Source organism: Hyphomicrobium sp., assembly GCF_036780825.1.
GTDB lineage: Bacteria > Pseudomonadota > Alphaproteobacteria > Rhizobiales > Hyphomicrobiaceae > Hyphomicrobium_C.
This window is the reverse complement of the sequence record NZ_DAIQCD010000017.1, coordinates 47,287-66,595: the sequence shown is the minus strand read 5'-3', so window position 1 is coordinate 66,595 and position 19,309 is coordinate 47,287. Positions and strand designations below refer to the sequence as shown.

The 19,309-nt window shown below is 64.8% G+C and carries 18 protein-coding genes; 11 read left to right on the top strand and 7 right to left on the bottom strand.

All coding sequences use genetic code 11. From position 1 onward, the window contains the following. Positions 1 to 39 precede the first annotated feature (39 nt). The gene (locus V7P99_RS09135) at positions 40 to 1,215 is read right to left on the bottom strand and encodes a DUF2865 domain-containing protein (protein WP_333794496.1); all 1,176 of its coding nucleotides are present in this window, start codon (positions 1,213 to 1,215) and stop codon (positions 40 to 42) included. A 399-nt stretch (positions 1,216 to 1,614) separates the two neighbouring features. Between V7P99_RS09135 and cysS the strand changes: the two genes are divergently transcribed. The 7 genes from cysS to V7P99_RS09100 all read left to right on the top strand — a co-directional run bounded on the left by cysS (position 1,615) and on the right by V7P99_RS09100 (position 9,839). Beyond that, positions 1,615 to 3,036: a cysteine--tRNA ligase gene (gene cysS, locus V7P99_RS09130; RefSeq protein ID WP_333794495.1), complete on the top strand. Its 1,422-nt coding sequence runs from the start codon at positions 1,615 to 1,617 to the stop codon at positions 3,034 to 3,036. A gap of 145 nt (positions 3,037 to 3,181) precedes the next feature. Beyond that, a complete protein-coding gene (locus tag V7P99_RS09125) occupies positions 3,182 to 3,553 on the top strand; it encodes an endonuclease domain-containing protein (protein ID WP_333794494.1) in 372 nt (123 codons plus the stop codon). Continuing rightward, complete coding sequence (locus V7P99_RS09120) at positions 3,550 to 3,672, top strand: hypothetical protein (RefSeq protein WP_333794493.1); 123 nt, start codon at positions 3,550 to 3,552, stop codon at positions 3,670 to 3,672. Before V7P99_RS09125 ends, V7P99_RS09120 begins: the two co-directional genes overlap by 4 nt. Before the next feature lie 6 nt (positions 3,673 to 3,678). Continuing rightward, positions 3,679 to 4,170, top strand: a complete 492-nt coding sequence (locus V7P99_RS09115) for a GNAT family N-acetyltransferase (RefSeq protein ID WP_333794499.1) — start codon at positions 3,679 to 3,681, stop codon at positions 4,168 to 4,170. Positions 4,171 to 4,238: 68 nt separating this feature from the next. Further along, positions 4,239 to 5,849: a citramalate synthase gene (gene cimA / locus V7P99_RS09110; protein ID WP_333794492.1), complete on the top strand. Its 1,611-nt coding sequence runs from the start codon at positions 4,239 to 4,241 to the stop codon at positions 5,847 to 5,849. A gap of 144 nt (positions 5,850 to 5,993) precedes the next feature. Beyond that, positions 5,994 to 6,863 carry a pentapeptide repeat-containing protein gene (locus tag V7P99_RS09105; protein ID WP_333794491.1) on the top strand — a complete coding sequence of 290 codons (870 nt, stop codon included), beginning with the start codon at positions 5,994 to 5,996 and terminating at the stop codon, positions 6,861 to 6,863. Positions 6,864 to 7,118: 255 nt separating this feature from the next. After that, a complete protein-coding gene (locus tag V7P99_RS09100) occupies positions 7,119 to 9,839 on the top strand; it encodes an FtsK/SpoIIIE family DNA translocase (RefSeq protein WP_333794490.1) in 2,721 nt (906 codons plus the stop codon). A gap of 175 nt (positions 9,840 to 10,014) precedes the next feature. On the opposite strand, the gene V7P99_RS09095 is transcribed toward V7P99_RS09100, so the two are convergent. Both V7P99_RS09095 and V7P99_RS09090 read right to left on the bottom strand, forming a co-directional pair. Further along, positions 10,015 to 10,791: a helix-turn-helix domain-containing protein gene (locus V7P99_RS09095; RefSeq protein ID WP_333794489.1), complete on the bottom strand. Its 777-nt coding sequence runs from the start codon at positions 10,789 to 10,791 to the stop codon at positions 10,015 to 10,017. 163 nt (positions 10,792 to 10,954) lie between these two features. Further along, positions 10,955 to 11,428 carry a septal ring lytic transglycosylase RlpA family protein gene (locus V7P99_RS09090; RefSeq protein WP_333794488.1) on the bottom strand — a complete coding sequence of 158 codons (474 nt, stop codon included), beginning with the start codon at positions 11,426 to 11,428 and terminating at the stop codon, positions 10,955 to 10,957. 534 nt (positions 11,429 to 11,962) lie between these two features. Between V7P99_RS09090 and V7P99_RS09085 the strand changes: the two genes are divergently transcribed. Beyond that, positions 11,963 to 12,319, top strand: coding sequence for a hypothetical protein (locus tag V7P99_RS09085; RefSeq protein WP_333794487.1), 357 nt, complete (start codon positions 11,963 to 11,965; stop codon positions 12,317 to 12,319). 107 nt (positions 12,320 to 12,426) lie between these two features. Here V7P99_RS09085 and V7P99_RS09080 read toward each other — a convergent pair whose 3' ends face one another. After that, the gene (locus tag V7P99_RS09080; RefSeq protein ID WP_333794486.1) at positions 12,427 to 12,939 is read right to left on the bottom strand and encodes a bactofilin family protein; all 513 of its coding nucleotides are present in this window, start codon (positions 12,937 to 12,939) and stop codon (positions 12,427 to 12,429) included. Positions 12,940 to 13,067: 128 nt separating this feature from the next. Then, positions 13,068 to 13,475, bottom strand: a complete 408-nt coding sequence (locus tag V7P99_RS09075) for a tautomerase family protein (RefSeq protein ID WP_333794485.1) — start codon at positions 13,473 to 13,475, stop codon at positions 13,068 to 13,070. Between the two features lie 138 nt (positions 13,476 to 13,613). Between V7P99_RS09075 and V7P99_RS09070 the strand changes: the two genes are divergently transcribed. From V7P99_RS09070 to V7P99_RS09060, 3 genes are all read left to right on the top strand, one after another. Continuing rightward, positions 13,614 to 14,912, top strand: coding sequence for a glycosyltransferase (locus V7P99_RS09070; RefSeq protein ID WP_333794484.1), 1,299 nt, complete (start codon positions 13,614 to 13,616; stop codon positions 14,910 to 14,912). Further along, positions 14,912 to 15,988, top strand: coding sequence for a polysaccharide deacetylase family protein (locus V7P99_RS09065; RefSeq protein ID WP_333794483.1), 1,077 nt, complete (start codon positions 14,912 to 14,914; stop codon positions 15,986 to 15,988). Before V7P99_RS09070 ends, V7P99_RS09065 begins: the two co-directional genes overlap by 1 nt. 379 nt (positions 15,989 to 16,367) lie before the next feature. Beyond that, positions 16,368 to 16,967, top strand: coding sequence for a glutathione peroxidase (locus tag V7P99_RS09060; RefSeq protein ID WP_333794482.1), 600 nt, complete (start codon positions 16,368 to 16,370; stop codon positions 16,965 to 16,967). Positions 16,968 to 16,988: 21 nt separating this feature from the next. Here V7P99_RS09060 and V7P99_RS09055 read toward each other — a convergent pair whose 3' ends face one another. Both V7P99_RS09055 and thiC read right to left on the bottom strand, forming a co-directional pair. Continuing rightward, positions 16,989 to 17,336, bottom strand: a complete 348-nt coding sequence (locus V7P99_RS09055; protein ID WP_333794481.1) for a hypothetical protein — start codon at positions 17,334 to 17,336, stop codon at positions 16,989 to 16,991. Between the two features lie 89 nt (positions 17,337 to 17,425). Beyond that, positions 17,426 to 19,282 (bottom strand): phosphomethylpyrimidine synthase ThiC, encoded by a 1,857-nt coding sequence (thiC, locus tag V7P99_RS09050; protein ID WP_333794480.1) that lies wholly within the window; start codon positions 19,280 to 19,282, stop codon positions 17,426 to 17,428. Between the last annotated feature and the right edge of the window lie 27 nt (positions 19,283 to 19,309).

Here is a 19,309-nt window from a genome sequence, read left to right as displayed (position 1 = left end):
CGTCCGAGGGGCTTGCCGCTTGCCGGCTGCAACAGGTGACTATTGCGGCGACGTCGCCCAGGGTAGCGCTTCGCCCGCGCTGCCATCGTCATAGCCACCGCCGTCGTCATAGGACTCCTGCGCAGGCGCCGCCGGCGGCGGCTGAGCCCCGCCGCCCGGGGAGCCAGCTGGCGCTCCAGATGTCCATGCACCATCCTGGCCGCCCGCGCTCTGATGCACCACGGCGCCGGGCTCGGGCTGGTACTCCGCGACCTTGCAGGAGCACCCGTTGACATACTCCTTGCGATAGCGGAACGCCGTCTTGAGTTGCTTGTACGGCGAATTATCGCGCGCGGCGACGGCCTGCTCCATGCCTGCGCCCGGGTTCTGATGATAATAGAGTGCCGCTGGCGCCGCGCACTTGGACTGGCAGACGTCCTCATCGCGCTGGAAATGGTTCGGCAGCGTCGAGAAGCTCACCGGGAAATAGTAGCCGTCACAAAGGCGGACGCAGACGGTGCGATAGGTCGCATAAGGAAGCGCCCCGAAGCGCGAGCCACCACCGCCGCCGCTATACCCGCTGCTCTCCCCGTCGTCCCAAAAGCCCGAGAATCCGCCTTCCTGCCGCCGCGCCTGCTGTTGGTAGCTCGCGCCGCAGTTGTTCCGTGCCAGCTCGCGGATGATCTCGTCCCTATAGTTGCGTCCCGAGGAGCCTTGAACTTGAGAGAGCTGAACCTCGAGGTCGTCGATGCGCCGCCGCGAGTTGTCCGCCTGATTGGCGAGATCGACGCAGCGCCGCGTACGCTTCAGCGTTTTCGAGAAAAGGAAATATTCGTAGCAATCGCCGCGATCGAGCTGCTGCTTCTGCGAGCGGTAGGCCTGCTGCGCCTGTCCCAGATCGTCCTCGATCCTCGGAATGACGTTGCGCGCCTCGCCTCCCCGCTGTCCCTCCTGCACGAGCCGCTGCTCGAGCTCGAGGCATATGGAATTGGGCCGGCGCGTCTGCGGCCTTTCCCCATAGGGATCGTCGTAGATGGATTCGCTTGGAACCGGCGCCCGCTGCCTCGGGGCCTCCTCGTCGCCGCCAAACGGCCACCAGCCCTGCGCGAGCGCCGGAGCCGCAGCGCCGGCCGCGATCAGGATCGCGCTTGCGACGCCAAGCACTCCGCGCGCTTTCGCCTTCGTCGCGAGATCGGAAATCCGGCGCTGGAAAGCGCCTCTGCCGGTTCGTGCCATGGACCCCATCGATCATCGGGGGGCCAACGTACCCCGCATCAGGTCAACGTATTCACCATACTATGTGGGGCGGGATTACGGGGTCAATGCGGGAGAAATGCGGCGCCCTGCCCCGAGCGCCCTATCACCTGGCGTCATCGCCGCAGCCAAGAAGCGCCCCTCGGCCATACGGCCCCGCTTGACGGCTTGCGTGCCCGCCCGCATAACAGCGGCCATGAGAACGACCCTGCGCAATCCTGCCGTCACGATTTGCGGCACCATTAGCATTTCGAGCTAGTCCATCGGCTGGCGCGCGGCCTCGTTCTTTGCCTCATGACAAGACAGAGAATCGCCCGCCGGCCGGAGTCCCGGCTCGCGTTCGGGCTTTCGCAGGCCACAAGGCAAGCATGAGGAGGAAGCGTGTCGCTCACGCTCTATAATACGCTCTCGCGGCGCAAGGAGCCGTTCACGCCCATCGATCCGGCGAACGTGCGCATGTACGTCTGCGGCCCGACCGTCTACGACTATGCCCACATCGGCAACGCGCGCCCGGTGATCGTCTTCGACATGCTGTTCCGCCTCCTGCGCCACGTCTACGGCGCCGGGCACGTCACCTATGTCCGCAACATCACGGACGTCGACGACAAGATCAACGCCCGCGCGGCGGCGGATTTCCCCGATATGCCGCTGAACGAGGCCATCCGCCGCGTGACCGGAGCCACCGAGCGCCAGTTCCACGACGACATCGGCGCCCTCGGCGTCCTGCCGCCCACGGTCGAGCCCCGCGCCACCGAGCACATCGAGGAGATGACGCGGCTCATCGAGGCGCTGATCACGCGCGGCCATGCGTACGTGGCCGAGGGCCATGCGCTGTTCGACGTGTCATCGATGCCGGATTACGGCCGCCTCTCCAACCGCTCGCTCGAGGAGATGGAAGCCGGCGCCCGCGTCGAGGTCGCACCTTACAAGAAGGGCGCGATGGACTTCGTGCTGTGGAAGCCTTCGAAGCCGGGCGAGCCGGCTTGGCCCTCGCCGGCTGGCATCGCCACGCCTGGCCGCCCCGGCTGGCACATCGAGTGCTCGGCCATGGCCGAGAAGCATCTCGGCCCCACCTTTGACATCCACGGCGGCGGCATCGACCTCGTCTTCCCCCACCATGAGAACGAGATCGCGCAATCGCGCTGCGCCCACGGGCTGCCGGTGATGGCAAACGTCTGGATGCACAACGGCTTCCTGCAGGTGGAAGGCGAGAAGATGTCGAAATCGCTCGGCAACTTCATCACCATCCACGATCTTTTGGCGACAAAGACCTTCGGCGCCAACCAGTGGCACGGCCGCGTCATCCGCTTCGCCATGCTCGGCACGCACTACCGCCAGCCCATCGACTGGACCGCCGAGCGCCTGCTACAGGCCCGCGCGACCCTCTCGGACTTCGCCGCCCTCATCGCTGAGGTGGAGCCGGCCGACGCCCCGAACGCCGATGTCGTGGCGGCACTCTCCGACGACCTCAACACGCCGAGTGCCCTGTCGATCATCCATGGCCTCGCGAAGTCCGCGAAGCGCAACGCGGAAACGGCGGCCGAGCTGCGCGCGACCCTCGAGTTCATGGGGCTTTACGGCGGCGAGACGCGCGACGCGCTGAACGTCGGCGTCGAAGTCGCCAGCGTGGATGCGGACCAGGTGGACGCTCTCGTCGCCGCCCGCCTCGCCGCACGCAAGGCCAAAGATTTCAAGGAGAGCGACCGTCTGCGCGACGAGCTTGCCGCCATGGGCGTCGCCTTGAAGGACGCCAAGGACCCCAGCACCGGCGAGATCACCACCTCCTGGGAGATCGCCCGATGAGCCCGCCGGCCTTACTTCTCCTCCCCCCTTGTGGGGGAGGCCGGGAGGGGGGGAGGCCCAAACGCCGGCGTTCAGGAGCCCCCCCACCTCTAACCCCTCCCCACAAGGGGGAGGGGAATAGCCGCGCGTTTTTGGAATTCGCATCATGACCAACATCATGAGCGAGCGCGCCAGACGGCTTCGGCGAGAGAAAACCCAGGCGGAGCGCAGCCTCTGGCGCGAGCTTCGTGAGCTCAATCGCCAAGGATTCCATTTCCGGCAACAGGCGCCGATAGGTCGCTGCATTGCCGATTTTGCCGATCACGGCGCGAAACTTGTGATCGAGCTGGATGGCGGCCAGCATGGCGAGCCGAAGACGATGAGAAGCGACGCCGCGCGAACCCGATGGCTCGAAGCAAACGGTTATCGTGTCTTGCGTTTCTGGAACAATGACGTCTTGGCGGACACGCTATCGGTCATGGACATGATTGTCCGCGATGTCGGCCTCTATGGATCAGACGAAAGAACAACCAGATGAGCAACTGGAAGAAGGACCTCCCGTTCCCGCGGCACTGGCGGATCTACATCGCGATCAAAATCGCCATCCTGGTCCTCGCCGTCTATCTCGCCGTCGAGAACGGCTACATCTGGCAGTAGACGATGATGACCACCTCCTATCCGCTCCGTCCGTTCCTCATCCCCGACACCATGGCGCTGCGCGACCTCTATGCCCAATCGATCGAGGAGCTGACGGCGGACGACTACAACGACGACCAGCGCCTCGCCTGGGCGGCCGCCGCTGCCGACGCGGAAGCCTTCGCAAACAGGCTCGGCTCCATGACGACGCTCGTCGTCCAGGTCGAAGGCGAATACGCCGGCTTCGCGTCTCTCAAGGACAACACCGTCTTCGATATGCTCTACGTCCATCCCTACTTCGCCGGCCAGGGCGTGGGGACGGCGCTCGCTGACGCCATCGAGCGGCTTGCGCAGGGCCGCGGCGCCAAGGAGATCACCGTCGAGGCGAGCGACACGGCGGAGCCGTTCTTCGAAGCCCGCGGCTATGAAGCCACCCAGCGGAACATGGTGCCGCGCGATGACCTTTGGCTGCCCAACACGACGATGAAGAAGAAGCTGGGGGCTGCCCAAGACGCTTGATCGTGCTGCAGAGCGGCCGGCAGAACGCACAGCCGCTCGGACAGCCGACCCGACGAAAGCCAGGACCGATGAGCAAGGAACGCCTCTATCTCTTTGACACCACGCTCCGCGACGGTGCACAGACCACGGGCGTCGACTTCTCGCTCGAGGACAAGCGCCGCGTCTCAGGGCTTCTCGACGATCTTGGCATTGATTACGTCGAAGGCGGCTATCCCGGCGCCAACGACACGGATTCCGAGTTTTTCAAAACCAGGCCCGCCTTCAAAAATGCCCGTTTTACGGCGTTCGGCATGATCAAGCGGGCTGGGCGCTCGGTCTCGAACGATCCGGGCCTCCAGGCCCTGCTCGCCTCCGCTGCCGACAGCATCTGCATGGTTGCCAAGGCGTCCGACTATCATGTGCGGGTCGCGCTCGGCATTTCGAACGAGGAAAACCTCGAGGCCATCGCCGAGAGCGTCAAGGCCGTCGTCGCATCCGGCCGCGAGGCCATGCTGGACTGCGAGCACTTCTTCGACGGCTACAAGGCCAACCCGGCCTACACGCTGGCCGTCGCCCGCACGGCCTACGAGGCCGGCGCCCGCTGGGTCGTGCTCTGCGACACCAACGGCGGCACCCTGCCGCACGAGGTCGAGCGCATCGTCGCCGAGGTGGTCACGCACGTGCCGGGGGCTCATCTCGGCATTCACACCCACAACGATACCGACAACGCCGTCGCCAACACGTTGGCTGCCGTACGCCAAGGCTGCCGCCAGATCCAGGGCACGCTCAACGGCCTCGGCGAGCGCTGCGGCAACGCCAGCATGACCTCGATCATCCCGACGCTTCTATTGAAGGCGGATTTCGCGGACCGGTTCGAGACAGGCGTAACGCCCGAGCGGCTGCGCACGCTGACTCACGCAAGCCGCGTGCTCGACGAGCTTCTGAATGCGGCGCCCGATCGGCATGCGCCCTACGTCGGCGAGAGCGCCTTCGCCACCAAGGCCGGCATTCACGCCTCCGCCATCCTGAAGGATCCCGATACCTACGAGCACGTTCCCCCGGAAACCGTCGGCAACACGCGCCGCCTCCTGGTCTCGAAGCAGGCTGGCCGCTCCAACGTGATGGCCGCCCTCGAAACCCTCGGCATCGCCGCCGACAAGGACGATCCCCGCATCCAGGCGCTGCTCGATGCGGTGAAGGCGCGGGAATCGGCCGGATACGCCTACGAATCTGCAGAAGCGTCCTTCGAGCTGCTGGCCCGGCGCCACCTCGCCGAAGTGCCGCATTATTTCGCGGTCAACAGCTTCCGTGTGATGGTCGAGCGCCGCCACAACGCCATGGGCAAGCTGGTCACGGTGTCGGAAGCCACCGTCAAGGTGTTCATCGACGGCGAGCCGGAGCCCATCTGGTCCGTCGGTGAGGGCAACGGCCCCGTGAACGCGCTCGACCGCGCGCTGCGCAAGGATCTTGGGCGCTATCAAAAATATATCGAGAGCATCGAGCTGGTGGATTACAAGGTGCGCATCCTCACCGGGGGCACCGAGGCGGTGACGCGAGTGCTCGTCGAAAGCCTCGACACCGCGACGGGAAAACGCTGGATCACCGTCGGCGTCTCTCCGAACATCATCGACGCCAGCTTCGAAGCTCTGCTCGATTCCATCAATTACAAACTCTTGAAGGACGAAGCGGCCTCGGCATGATGGGCTGAAACACGGCAGGATCACCTGGAGCCTGATCGTTCGCGGTGGAGGCGGCACGCAACCACCAGAACGTGAACCAGCTTCCCAAGCAAAGGCTTAGGCGTGTTCACCAAGCATGAACGCGCTCCAAAGAGAAAGCGAAGCATGAGCATTGCGACCGACACCGCCGCCGTTTTCATGATCGCCGTATCGGCCGCCACGGGTGCCTCCGCCGGCGGTCTGCCGAGCTACACGGCGCCCGGCCCTGCTCCCACCACGCCGGAGAGCGAAGGCAAGCAGCTGAGCACGCGCGAAGTGGTCGCCCGCATCTTTTCGGCGAAGCCAGGCGCCCGCCCCGATCTCAAAGGGTTGAACCTCACGCGCATGGATCTTGCCGAGTTGGACTTCAAGGGCGCCGAGCTTGACGGGTCCGACCTCTACGGGGCCGACCTCTCGCATGCCAACCTTACGGGCTCCTCACTTGTCGGAACGCGCCTCAACCGCGCCACCATCACGGCCGCGGACTTCTCGGGCGCGGACCTGACGGACGCCGTGATCCTTCGTCCGACGACCTTCACCAGCCTCGAGGTCGTCACCGCCGAAGCCCCCAAGTTCGTCGGCGCCAAGCTCGTCCGCATCCGCTCCGACGGCTGGCTCGACCGGGCCGACTTCTCGAATGCCGACCTGACGAGCGCCGTCTTCGGCGGCGGCGCCACGCGCGAGGAGGCGCTCTTCGCTCCCGCCAGCCTTATCAGCGCCAACTTCACGGGCGCCATTCTGACGGAAGCGAAGTTTCCCGAAGCACTTTTGAAATACGCGCGCTTTCCTGGCGCAGACTTGCGAGACGCGAACCTGCGCGGCGCCAACCTGCTGCAAGCGGATTTCCGGGGTGCCAATCTGGCCGGCGCCGATTTCACGGGTGCGAACATCGACGAGGCGGACCTGCGCGGCGCCCGCGGCCTTGACCAGGCCATCGGTCTCGCGTCCGCCGCCAATTACGACAGTACAAAACGCGATGCCGCGCCCGAGCGGTAAGAGCGACCAGGTACGGTCTCCGGCGCCCTCCCGCACGCTCCTACGAGTGACCTCAGCAACGCCGACAACGTTCCACTAACCTTATGGAAACGTTTCCAGGTCAAGGTCATATCCGGTGCCTTCCTGGCTCGGACTAGGCGTACCGGGAACCAATCCGCGAGCACGCCTCCGCGGGCGCTTCTCCGCGACGCCTTTCCCGTCTGGAAAGCCCTCGAACGGGTCATTCATGTATCTGCGTAAGAGACGTTCGCCACCATGCCGTCCGCCAAAGGGCCGATTATTTCCGGGCTTGATCGCCAGCGCCTCATGCCGGCCGCCCTCGAAGCGCGCCTGATCGGCACCCTCGGCCGTACATCCGGCCTCATGCTTCTCCTTGCCATTGCCGCCGTATGGGCAAGCCTCGTGTCCTGGTCGGTCGCCGATCCCAGCCTCACGCATGCCACGAACGGCGCGGTCCGCAACGCGCTCGGCGCGCCGGGCGCCATCATCGCCGACCTCTTGCTGCAGACGCTAGGCCTCGCCTCGGCCATAGCCCTTCTACCGCTCATGATCTGGAGCTTCGAACTCGTCCTCTCGCGTCAGGTTGCAGGCCTGCGGGCGAAGGCCACCTATTATCCCTTTGCCGTGCTCGGCATGGCCGCCGCCGTCTCCGCCTTTCCAGGTAGCGCCTCCTGGCCAATCGAGCACGGCTACGGCGGAATTCTGGGCGACGTGATCTTCGATGCCGCGGTCTCGATGCTCGGCTACATCAGCACCGACACGGCCCGCCCGGCCGCGGCCATCCTGCTCACGGGGCTTGGCATGTCGTCGCTGGTGCGCGCTCTCGGCGTCACGCGCGAGGATGTGCTTCCAAGACGCCCGGCCCGTGCCGCCGCGTGGAACGGGAACCAGGCACACCATCTGCCCACGAGCGGGGCCGCAGGGCACGGCCTGCTCGCCTCGGCCATTGGAAACCTTCGCACCCTCGGAGAACGTTCCGCGCGAGCCGGCGCCCGCGTCCGCGGCGGCCCTGTCGAACCCGTGCTTCCGGGCATCTTCGCGCGCCGTTCGGAATCATCGCCCGAGCCCGTGCGCATGCCGCGCCGGGGCCAGTCCGCCTACCGCGAGCCCCCAATCGACGAGGATCTCGAAGACGAGTTCGGCCAGGACGAGGCCGATGCGTTCCCGGTCGACGACGTGCCGGTCACCGTAGATCCGACACTCGAAATCTCGAGCCGCGCCATTGCGGAGCGGTTCGCGCCGCCGGGCGCCCGCCCTCTTCCGCCCGAACCCGCGCTTGCACCGCACGAACTGCCGCGTTTTCTCGGCGGAACGCGGGAGGCACCGCCCGCCACCCGCGCGCCAACTCCCCCGCCCGAGCCCGCGCCCTCCCCGGCGGAGGCCGTGGCGCCCGAGCCGCCGGCTCCCCGCAGGGCCCAGACAAGCCTGCTACGCGCCGTCGCAGCCCGCCGTGCCGCACCCGCTTTCCGGCGCCCGGCTCCTGCCATGCTGAAGCGGAGCCCGCCGTCCAAGACCGGCAGCGAGGTTTCTCAAACCGTGCTGCGCGGCACGGCGCGCCTGCTCGAAGACGTGCTTGCCGACTTCGGTGTCAAGGGCGAGGTGCGCGACGTGAAGCCGGGGCCCGTCGTGACGCTGTTCGAGCTCGAGCCTGCACGCGGCACGAAGGCGACGCGCATCATGGCGCTTGCCGACGACATCGCCCGTTCCATGAGCGCCACCAGCGCCCGCGTCGCCGTGATCCCCGGCCGCAACGTGATCGGCATCGAGCTGCCCAACAGCCAGCGCGATATGGTCGGGCTGCGCGAGATCATCGAGAGCCCCGCCTTCGCCTCTGCCGATGGCGTGTTGCCCCTCGCGCTCGGCCGCTCCATCGGCGGCGAGCCGATCATCGCTGACTTGGCGCGTATGCCTCACCTTCTCGTTGCCGGAACCACGGGCTCGGGCAAGTCGGTGGGCGTCAACGCCATGATTCTCTCGATCCTCTTCCGGCACCCGCCGGAGAAGTGCCGTTTCCTGATGATCGATCCGAAGATGCTGGAGCTCAGCGTCTACAACGACATTCCCCATCTTCTGACCCCCGTCGTCACCGATCCGCAGAAGGCGGTGGCGGCGCTCAACTGGGTCGTGGCGGAGATGGAAGAGCGCTACAAGCGCATGGCCAAGCTCTCGGTCCGCAACATCGAGGCGTTCAACACGCGCGTGGGTGCCGCCGCCCAGCGCGGCGAGCCCCTGGCGCGCACGGTGCAGACTGGCTTCGACCCCGAGACCGGCCAGCCGGTCTACGAGCGTGAGGAAATGGATCTCGCCCCGATGGCCTATATCGTCGTGGTGGTGGATGAGTTCGCCGATCTCATGATCACCGCCGGCAAGGATATCGAGACCGCCGTCCAGCGCCTCGCCCAGAAGGCACGCGCCGCGGGCATCCACCTGATCATGGCCACGCAGCGTCCCTCGGTCGACATCATCACCGGCACCATCAAGGCCAACTTCCCGACACGCATCAGCTTCCGCGTGGCCTCCAAGATCGACAGCCGCACCATCCTCAACGAGCAGGGCGCCGAGCAGCTCCTTGGCCAGGGCGACATGCTCATGACCTCCGGCGCCGGCCAGCTTCTCCGCGTCCACGGGCCGTTCGTGTCCGACGAGGAGGTCGAGGCAGTGGCAGCGCATCTGCGCGCGCAGGGTGCCCCGCGCTATGTCGAAGACATCGATGCGCCGCCCGAGGAGAGCGGCGACTCACGCGGAGGCGGAGCGAGCGGAGCCGATAGCGAGAGCCTCTATGACCGCGCAGTTGCCATCGTCCTGCGTGACCGTAAGGCGTCCACCAGCTACGTGCAGCGCCGCCTTTCCATCGGCTACAACCGCGCCGCCGACCTGATCGAGCGCATGGAGAGCGAAGGCATCATCAGCGCTCCGAACCATGCCGGCCGCCGGGAAATCCTGGCCGGCGAAACGCCCAGCCGGTCCGTGGCGTAAGGCCTGCCTAGAGTGCTTCCGGAAAAGTGGGAACCGGTCATGGCGGAGCCGTGCAAGAGAAGGACCGGGCGAAGCCATGCAAGTTAAAGTGTCCGGAAAGAAGCACGATCAAACAAAAAGTTAGAGCCGTTCCCCGATTCCGCCTAAAGCGGAACGGCTCTAGAAAATTGAGATGCTACGGAGCGACCAGGCGAGCGTAGCCTTCATCCAAGGCGTTCTCGAGGAGGCTCTTATAGAGCGCGTATTCGGGAGTCTTGGCGGTGATCTCGCCGAAAGCCAGGGACTTGAACTCCTGGCGGCGCATGTAGACGATCGGAGACGATACCGGCGTGAACGCGGCGCGCTGCTTGTTGAGCGTGGTGATCAGGCCGCGCATTTCTCCCGTCTGGTCGATCTGGGAGACGAGGACCATGCGCATGGCCCCTTTCGTCAATGAGACCAGATGGATGTACATGGAGGATGCGGGCACGTAGAGCCGGCCGCGGTGAGAGAACGGCGCGTCCGGTCGGTCACGTTCTTCAAAGAGCAGGCTCGGCCATTCGGGATCCCACATGATGTCGGTGCGGTAGGCCACGATCGTGTCGGACTTCGCAAACGCCGGGCGGATGGTGAGATAGCTGCCGATGTAATGGTCCACGGCGGCGCGCGTATAGGCCCCCATGTAGACCGGAGCCACCACGCCGCCCTCGCCCTTGAGCTCCATCGGCTGGGCGGTGGACATCGTGCCGAACCAGGATTCTTTCAGGCGCTGGTAGTCGAGGCCCAGAACCATTGCCACGTCGAACAGCGTCTGTTCCCGCACGGGCTTGCCATGAAGCAGGTTCTGCACGGTTTTTTCGTGGCAGTCCGCCGCGTCCGCGAGCCCGGCCTGGGTCAGCTTTTTCTCGACCATGGCGGTGCGGATGACGGCGATGGCCGCAACGCGTTCCTTGCTCGTCGGTTTGGGTTTCATCGCGGCAATCCACGTCACGGATAACAACTTTCCGCAATATACGGGATTTTGCCGCCGTCCCAAGCGTCCGCCGGAAAAGCGCCTCCGCGAGCCCGGCCTTCGACCATTAAAAAAGGCGGGCCGCTGAGCGACCCGCCTCCAATGCGACGTGAACCGTCTTTGATCAACCGCTGCCGAGTACGGCGATCGACACCGGTGCGACTCCCGAGCCATGCATGCCGATGACGCCGGCGGCGGCCTTCGAGAGGTCGATCACCCGGCCTTTGATGAACGGTCCGCGATCGTTGATCGTCACGGTGACCGAGCGGCCATTGTTGTGATTGGTAACGCGCACCTTGGTGCCGAAGGGCAGCGTCCGGTGGGCAGCCGTCATGGCGTTCGGATTGAAGCGCGCACCAGACGCGGTCTTCTGACCCTGCCAGTAATAGGACGCGATGCCCTTGGTGGCGTGAGAGCGATTGGCGTGGCCGCGCTTGTGTGCGGCTTTCTTGTGGGCCGTCTTCTTCGACGTGTGGTGAGACGCCGTCTTGCCACAGGCGCTCGCCTTGCTGCAGTGCTTGTTGCCGGCGCTCGCCGGGTGTGCGCCGATCACGGCGAAAGAAAGCGCCGCAAACGCTGCAAATGCGAAAAATCGCATACTGATCTCCATCCTCGCGAGCGACAGTGCCGCGGCTCGGCCCGATTCCCTCGTGGCCGCTTCCCCCTTGGACGAAGCTCGACCACCCGCCGTGCGACGGATCTTCAACCAACGCAGTTGGTTGGGGTACCGGTGCTCCAAAAGAGCCTCAGCGCAACTCCAGAACGTGTTCTGTCACTCTGCTATTCCGAGGGTCCCTTGCAGCCCCCCGTCCTGGTGGCGCGCACAAGATCAGCCGAATTGGGCGAAATCAACGATCAACGCTGAACATCGTTCGACGTCGTTATGACTCGCTTTGATTTTACATCTCTTTTTATGCTGCAGCGCAATATCTGCGACGGCGCGCCGCAGGAGACACGTTATGAAAGAGGTCGTCGAAGCGTCTGTAAATACGGCAATATTGTGTCATACGATGCGGTGCCAGGAGGAACCGCGGATCTCGAGTGTTACCTCTCTCGTTGCTTTTCCTTGGCGGCCTGCATACCTCGATACGAAGCCATGACGAAGTTGCGAGACCGCCTCCGGAGATTGTCCATGCTACAGCGCCGTGCCTTTCACCGCGTCCGCCGGGGGCCTCCCAGGGTCCGTCACGCCGGCGCAGCATTGGCCCTCGTGCTCGTCCCAATTCTGACGCTCTCCGCCGGGCCGGCCGAGGCGCGCATACGCTGTGTGAACGGCAACCAGATCGTGAACGGCTCCCCGATCGCAACGCCCTATTGCCAGGACGATCTGGTGGCACGGGTGGCCCGCGAATATGGGATGAAGGTTTCAGCGGCGGCCGTTCGCAATAACCCCAACCTCAAGCGGAACGTCTGCCAGTTCATCGGGCATGACAACCGCGTCCACATCGCCTGCATCGATGCCAACAGCGTCGGGCGCAGGCCGTTCTGACGGAGAGCCAAGCCCTCCCCCGAAGCAGTCTAGTGGAGCGCGAGGTGCGGCCGGCTTGAAGACGGGGACACCGTCTCCAAGCTCACACGTTTTCCTGGGCCGCCGGTTCAGCCGGTTGTGACAGGCGCAACCGGCGCCGGATAGGTGCTGACGTCGAGGTTGGGTGCGATCTCCGAGAGATCCTTCGCGCGGCGCACGCGACCGTCGAACTGGGCGCCCTCGGAAATGGCGAGGGTCTGGTGGAAAATATCCCCCTCGACGACCGAGGTCGGGTGAAGCGTCACGGACTGCGCCTTGATGGCGCCCCGCACCCCGCCTCGAACCTCGATCTGTTCGGCGCACACCGTGCCGATGACCGAGCCATCCTCGCCGATGACGACCTGCTTACCGGTGACGTCGCCGCGAATATCGCCGTCGATCTGCAGGCGGTTCTGCGAGATGATCGTGATCTTCTCGCCAAGAATGGTAAGGTCCGTGCCGATCACCGACGCGCCCATGACCGAGGCGGCCCCGAAGGGCGATGCGCGTCCATTGGCGGGTATCGGCGTGCTTTCCAGCCCACTCGGCGGGCTCGGTGGCTTCGGCAGGCCGGGATCGGAACTTGAGCCGCGACTGAACACGCTAACCTCCCCTGATACGCGCGCAACTGACGCCACTATGGGCACAATTGCGGTGAGATGGAGGAAATTCGTCGTTAATGCGTGAGCGGGTACAAATTTCTACGCCGGAGCGTGAGGTGCGGCGGCCCTCAGCCCTTGCCCCCGCCGGGAAGCTCCCCGGTCAGAAACTGGCCGCGCCCATGTCCGAAGGACCAATCCTCGTCCGTGTTCTCGACGATCGACACCATGACGTCGGATGGCTGGATGGCGCAACTCCGCTCGAGCTCCTCGACCAGCAGCCGGTAGAAACGCTCCTTAGCGGCCCGCCCGCGCGGCCGCGTCGTGACCTGAAGCAGAACCACCTTGTCCGTGCGCGGAATTCCAAGCCCCGTATCCTCCACGATCATGCGCGAAGGCTTGTGCTCATGCACGATCTGGTAGCGGTCGCGCTCGGGGACTGCAAAAGCCGCCAGCATGGCGCGGTGGGCGGCGTCCAGCAGGGCCTGGATCTCGGCGTCCGAGCGGCCTTCGATGAGGTCGAAACGAAGCAGCGGCATGGGCTTGCGGTCACTCTCTTTGTCAGCGGGTCGGATTGGCGAACCGCGTTAATAGCAATCGCATCATGTTCTATCCGCTGATGAGAATAGGCACTATTGCCTAAATTGCCGAGGCAGCTGGATTCCAGGAAGCGAAGCGTGATCGAAGACTTGCAGAGGGAGCTGACAAGCCCGGCGCCGCAGGCTGTCGCCGCGCCTGGAGCGGGCAGCGGCGGACCCCGCGTCGCTTATCTCGTCAATCAGTATCCGAAGGTGAGTCACACCTTCATCCGGCGCGAAATCCTGGCGGCAGAGCGGCTTGGCTTCACCGTGGAGCGGATTGCGCTCCGCGGATGGGACGGCGAATTGGTCGATCCGCTTGACAGGGCCGAGCGCGCGCGCACCCGCTATCTGCTCGAAGGCGGACTGATGCCCCTTGCGGCCGCCGCCATGCGCGCCTGCCTAGCCGAGCCGCGGCGTTTCTTTCGAGCGCTCCGGGCGGCGGTCGGCATGTCCAGGCGCTCGATCCGCCCGCTGCCCTATCATCTCGTCTATCTGGCGCACGCCTGCCGCCTGAAGGAGCTTCTTGGCGAGACGCCGGTCGAGCATCTGCACGCCCACTTCGGCACGAACTCGGCTGAGGTCGCCTTGCTGCTCCATCTTCTCGGCGGGCCGTCCTACAGCTTCACCGTGCACGGCGCCGATGAGGCCGACGATGGAAAATACCTGCATCTCGATCGGAAGGTGCATCACGCCAAGTTCGCGGTCGCCATCAGCTCCTACACCCGCAGCCAGCTCCTGCGGCATGTACCGCCCGAAGACTGGTCCAAGATCCACGTGGTGCATTGCGGCCTCGACGGCGCATCCTTCGCCGAGCCCGGCACTACCCCTTTCCCCGACGCACCGCGGTTTCTTTGCATCGGGCGTCTCAGCGCCGAGAAAGGACACCTGATCCTGCTCGATGCCTTTTCACACATCGCGGCACGCTATCCCGAAGCGCGTCTCGTGCTGGCTGGCGACGGGCCGTTGCGAAGCTTGATCGAGCACCGGATCCGCCATCTCAGGCTTACGGATCGGGTGCGCATCACAGGCTGGATCGGTGGCGAGACAGTGCGGGAGGAGATCCGCGCCAGCCATGCAATCGTGCAACCCAGCTTGCAGGAGGGCCTGCCGGTTGTTTTGATGGAGGCCATGGCGCTCGCCCGCCCGGTCATCACGACCTATATCGCGGGCATTCCAGAGCTCGTGGTGCCGGGAGAGGTGGGCTGGCTGGTACCATCCGGCGATGCGGAGGCTCTTGAAAGAGTCATGGAAGACAGCATGGGGCTCTCCAAGGATGAGCTCGCCTGTATGGGTGCCGCTGCTCACCGGCGCGCCCGCGATCGGCACAGTATCGACACGGAGGTCCGGAAGCTTGCGGGCCTGTTTCTAACGGAACCGTCTACGGAGACACCTTGATGGGCCAGGCAGAGCTAGCTTCTGCCCTTGAAGAAGACGATTTCCGCGTCAGGTCCCGACCGGGGGGCCGCGCGCTGCACCTCTACGGAGCGATCGCACCACGACAGCTTGCCAGACGGATTCTGGCCAGCGATCCTCTCTACGCGCTCCTTATGGCGCACGCGCAAAGAGGACGGCCGATCACCGTTCTCTGCTACCATACCCTGCGCCCGGACCATGAGCAGATCGATGTGTGGACCGCGGTGCGTCAGCGCGATTTCGTGCGCCAGATGCAGTTTCTCCGTGCGCACTATGACATTGTGAGCCTTGATGAGGCGTTCGCGGATGACGGCGCGCGGAGCGGACGTCCGCGCGCCGTGGTAACGTTCGATGATGGCGATACGGGGCTTTTCGACGGCGTACTGCCGCTCGTCGAGGATCTGCGCATTCCGGTCACCCTCTACATCGCGACAGGTGAGATCGAGAGCGGGCAGCCGTACTGGTTCGATACGGTGATGAACGCGCTACAGGCAGAGGGGGCCTTCACGATCGATCTTGCAGCAGCGGGACTTCCCGTGTGGCGGGTTGGACGCGATCTTGGACCCGCGCGATGGGCTCTCATCTCGCAAATTCTCGAGACGCTGAAGCGCGCGCCGCCGGCAGATCGGCCGGCGCTTACCTCTGCCGTCATCGCACAGGCGCCGCCCCGTCGAGAAGGCCGGTTCAAGCCCCTCCAGCCGCTATCGATTGCGCAATTGAAAGAACTCGCGAAGAGCGACTGGATCACCATTGCGGCCCACAGTCATTGCCACAGTCTGCTCGACCGGATTCCCTCTGCCGACGCTCGAGCAAGCGTTCGGAAGTCGCGCAGGCTGCTCGAAGACTGGACCGGAAGGCCCGTCCGGCATTTCGCCTACCCCAACGGCAATCACACGGCCGCCGTGCAGGCCATCGTCTCGGACGCGGGGCTCGTCTCGGCCATGGCGCTCGGGGGCCGGCTTTGGCGGCGCGGAGCGAACCGTTTCGCGCTCCCGCGCATCTCCATAGGCCGCTACGATGATTTCGACCGGTTCAAGCTGCGGCTTGCCGAGGTGTGATTGCCAACGGTGCACCGGTCGGACCTGCAGTAGAAAACACAAAGGGGCCGCTCTTCGAGCAGCCCCCGTGAGATGTTTTTCGGGCGGCGTTGCCGACGATTGTTGCGTCGTGCCGCTATCGTCTGCTTCAGGCTGCCTCGAGAGGCAGATCCGCCTTGAAACCGAGCGATCGCGACATCGCCGTCCTCAAGATCCCACTCGACATCGGATCACCTCCTTTCAGTTGTTGAAACCTGACCGAAGCGTGCCATGCTTCGCCATGAATTGCAAAGCTCGTTGGGGCGATCTGACCCCGCCGGAGATCCGGACGCTCCCGCGCTTTCGCCGAGCCTCCCTGAGATAGGAATCCCGGTGCTCGGCCGGAAAAGAGGAGGCTCGCATGAAGCTAGCCAAGGCCACAAGGACGGCGCTCGTCAGTATCATGGCCGTCTGCGGGGTGACCTTTGCCGCCGGAGCAGACACCATGAGCACCGCGACCACAGCCTGGGACTTCTCCTTCACGTCCATCGACGGCAAGCCGATGCCGCTCGCAGACTTTCGCGGCAAGGTGCTGCTGGTGGTGAACACGGCATCCTTCTGCGGTTTCACCAAGCAGTACCGCGCCCTTCAGGAGTTGCATACCGAATACGAGGAGCAAGGCTTCGCTGTGATCGGGGTGCCTTCGAACGACTTCGGCGCGCAGGAGCCGAAGGCCGCCGGCGAGATCAAGGAGTTCTGCGAGGGCATGTTTGGCGTCACGTTCCCGCTGGCGGACAAGACGGTGGTTTCGGGCAGCGGCGCGCACCCGTTCTACAAGTGGGCGCGGAACGAGTCCGGCTGGCTGAACGCGCCCAAGTGGAACTTTCACAAATATCTCGTAGGCCGCGACGGACGCCTCGTAACGTCTTTCTATTCGCAGACGGCACCGAATTCGGAGCGGGTCGTGAATGCCATCGAAGCGGAGATCGCGAAACCCCAGGCAGCGGCCGCAGCTGATTAAAGACCGACGAGACGGCGAACTTTATTTAGTGGCTGATGAGGCTCCGGCATCGGGCGGCGCGGCTTCCTGCTTCGTGTCCTGCGCTTCTTCCGGCAGCCGCTCCACCTTGGCCGCCTGCTTCGGCACGAGCTGAACCTTGTAGGTGACGCCCTCGCATTTCAGGATCCAGGCCGCCTCGTCAGGCTTGGAAGCCTTGGTGTCGCGCTCCGCGCTTTCAGGGTTCTTGCATTCGTAACCCTGCTTGCGGATCTGGACGGCGATGATGTCCTTCGAGAGCTCCTGAGCCCCGGCAGCTTGGGCGGGCCCAGCAGCAGGTGGCAGACCAAGGAGGATGGCGGCACCCAGGAGAAGGAGACGGTCGCTCTTCATCGAACGAGCCCTCGCAATTGCGGAGAAGACCACCCGATCCTACACCCGATTCGCCGCCCTTGCCGGCAAGCCGCTCCGTGAGCTTAACGTCAGGTTTTCGGCACATAGACCTCCGCGCCGAGATCGCGGAATTTCTCGCTCATGTGCTGCATGCCCTGCTGGCGCTCGTTCAGCTTCGATGCATAGTCCCGAACCTCGCGCGTGATCTCCATGGAGCAGAACTTGGGGCCGCACATGGAGCAGAAGTGCGCCACCTTGTGCGCTTCCTTAGGCAGCGTCTCGTCATGGAACGCGCGGGCCGTATCGGGATCGAGCGACAGATTGAACTGATCGTACCAGCGGAACTCGAAGCGGGCGCGCGAGAGCGCGTCGTCGCGCAGCTGCGCGGCAGGATGGCCCTTCGCGAGATCGGCCGCATGCGCCGCGATCTTGTAGGTGATGACGCCGGTCTTCACATCGTCGCGGTTAGGCAGCCCCAGATGCTCCTTCGGCGTCACGTAGCAGAGCATTGCGGTGCCGAACCAGCCGATCATCGCCGCGCCGATGCCGCTCGTGATGTGGTCGTAGCCGGGCGCGATGTCGGTGACGAGAGGTCCGAGAGTGTAGAACGGCGCCTCGCCGCATTCCTGAAGCTGCTTCTCGACGTTCACCTTGACCTTGTGCATCGGCACGTGGCCAGGGCCCTCGATCATCACCTGGCAGCCCTTGTCCCAGGCGATGCGCGTCAGCTCGCCCAGCGTCTCGAGCTCGGCGAACTGGGCGCGGTCGTTGGCGTCGGCGATGGAGCCGGGCCGGAGGCCGTCGCCGAGCGAGAACGAGACATCGTAGGCCCGCATGATGTCGCAGATCTCATCGAAGCGCTCGTAGAGGAAACTCTCGCGATGATGGGCAAGGCACCACTTGGCCATGATCGAGCCACCGCGCGAGACGATGCCGGTGACGCGCTCGGCGGTGAGCGGCACATAGCGCAGGCGCACGCCGGCGTGGATAGTGAAATAGTCGACGCCCTGCTCGCACTGCTCGATCAGCGTATCGCGGTAGACCTCCCACGAAAGCTTCACGGGATCGCCGCCGACTTTCTCCAACGCCTGGTAGATGGGCACGGTGCCGATCGGCACCGGGCTGTTGCGAATGATCCATTCGCGCGTGGTGTGAATGTTGCGCCCGGTCGAAAGGTCCATCACCGTATCGGCGCCCCAGCGGATGGCCCACACCATCTTGTCGATCTCCTCCTCAACGGAGGAAGTGACGGCGGAGTTGCCGATATTGGCGTTGATCTTTACCAGGAAGTTGCGGCCGATGATCATCGGCTCGAGCTCCGGATGATTGATGTTCGCCGGGATGATGGCTCGGCCGCGGGCGATCTCGTCGCGCACGAACTCGGGCGTGATGTGCACGGGGATGTCAGCCCCGAAGCTTTCTCCATCGGCAAGCGCGGCCCCTGCCCGCTCGAGCGCCGCGGCGCGGCCGAGGTTCTCCCGGTGGGCGACGAAGATCATTTCCTTGGTGATGATGCCGGCCCGCGCGTACTCGAGCTGGGTGAGCGGACTTTTCTGGCTCTGAGCCGGAGAGGCTGCGCGGTGCGGCTCATGGGTAATGGGAAAAGCGCGCGCGGCATGACGGCCGGTCACGTCGCCATTGTCCTCCGGCTTGATGGCGCGGCCCTCATAAGTCTCCACGCCTCCCCGCTCCGTGATCCAGGCCTCGCGGATGCGCGGCAGGCCCCGGTTCACGTCGGCTTCATACGCGGTGTCCGTGTAAGGACCCGAGGCGTCGTAGACGCGGACCGCCGGCTCGCCGCTCTCGGGCGTGAGGTCGATCTCGCGGAACGGCACCTTGAGATCGGGAACTGCATCGGGCGCGGTGTAGACCTTGCGGGAGCCGGTGAGCGGTCCGGTCGTCACTTTGACGGGCGTCATGTCCGCCGTGCGGGCAGGCTTGTTCATCGGAAAAGCTCCAGAATAGAGATTGAT

Bases quoted from the DNA above. Each gene is read 5' to 3' on its own strand.
- cimA (WP_333794492.1), top strand. From the start codon at position 4,239: ATGAGCAAGGAACGCCTCTATCTCTTTGACACCACGCTCCGCGACGGT.
- V7P99_RS09120 (WP_333794493.1), top strand. From the start codon at position 3,550: ATGAGCAACTGGAAGAAGGACCTCCCGTTCCCGCGGCACTGGCGGATC.
- V7P99_RS09105 (WP_333794491.1), top strand. From the start codon at position 5,994: ATGAGCATTGCGACCGACACCGCCGCCGTTTTCATGATCGCCGTATCG.
- V7P99_RS09125 (WP_333794494.1), top strand. From the start codon at position 3,182: ATGACCAACATCATGAGCGAGCGCGCCAGACGGCTTCGGCGAGAGAAA.
- V7P99_RS09090 (WP_333794488.1), bottom strand. From the start codon at position 11,428: ATGCGATTTTTCGCATTTGCAGCGTTTGCGGCGCTTTCTTTCGCCGTG.
- V7P99_RS09060 (WP_333794482.1), top strand. From the start codon at position 16,368: ATGAAGCTAGCCAAGGCCACAAGGACGGCGCTCGTCAGTATCATGGCC.
- V7P99_RS09065 (WP_333794483.1), top strand. From the start codon at position 14,912: ATGGGCCAGGCAGAGCTAGCTTCTGCCCTTGAAGAAGACGATTTCCGC.
- V7P99_RS09075 (WP_333794485.1), bottom strand. From the start codon at position 13,475: ATGCCGCTGCTTCGTTTCGACCTCATCGAAGGCCGCTCGGACGCCGAG.
- thiC (WP_333794480.1), bottom strand. From the start codon at position 19,282: ATGAACAAGCCTGCCCGCACGGCGGACATGACGCCCGTCAAAGTGACG.
- V7P99_RS09085 (WP_333794487.1), top strand. From the start codon at position 11,963: ATGCTACAGCGCCGTGCCTTTCACCGCGTCCGCCGGGGGCCTCCCAGG.
- V7P99_RS09135 (WP_333794496.1), bottom strand. From the start codon at position 1,215: ATGGCACGAACCGGCAGAGGCGCTTTCCAGCGCCGGATTTCCGATCTC.
- V7P99_RS09095 (WP_333794489.1), bottom strand. From the start codon at position 10,791: ATGAAACCCAAACCGACGAGCAAGGAACGCGTTGCGGCCATCGCCGTC.
- V7P99_RS09100 (WP_333794490.1), top strand. From the start codon at position 7,119: ATGCCGTCCGCCAAAGGGCCGATTATTTCCGGGCTTGATCGCCAGCGC.
- V7P99_RS09115 (WP_333794499.1), top strand. From the start codon at position 3,679: ATGACCACCTCCTATCCGCTCCGTCCGTTCCTCATCCCCGACACCATG.
- V7P99_RS09055 (WP_333794481.1), bottom strand. From the start codon at position 17,336: ATGAAGAGCGACCGTCTCCTTCTCCTGGGTGCCGCCATCCTCCTTGGT.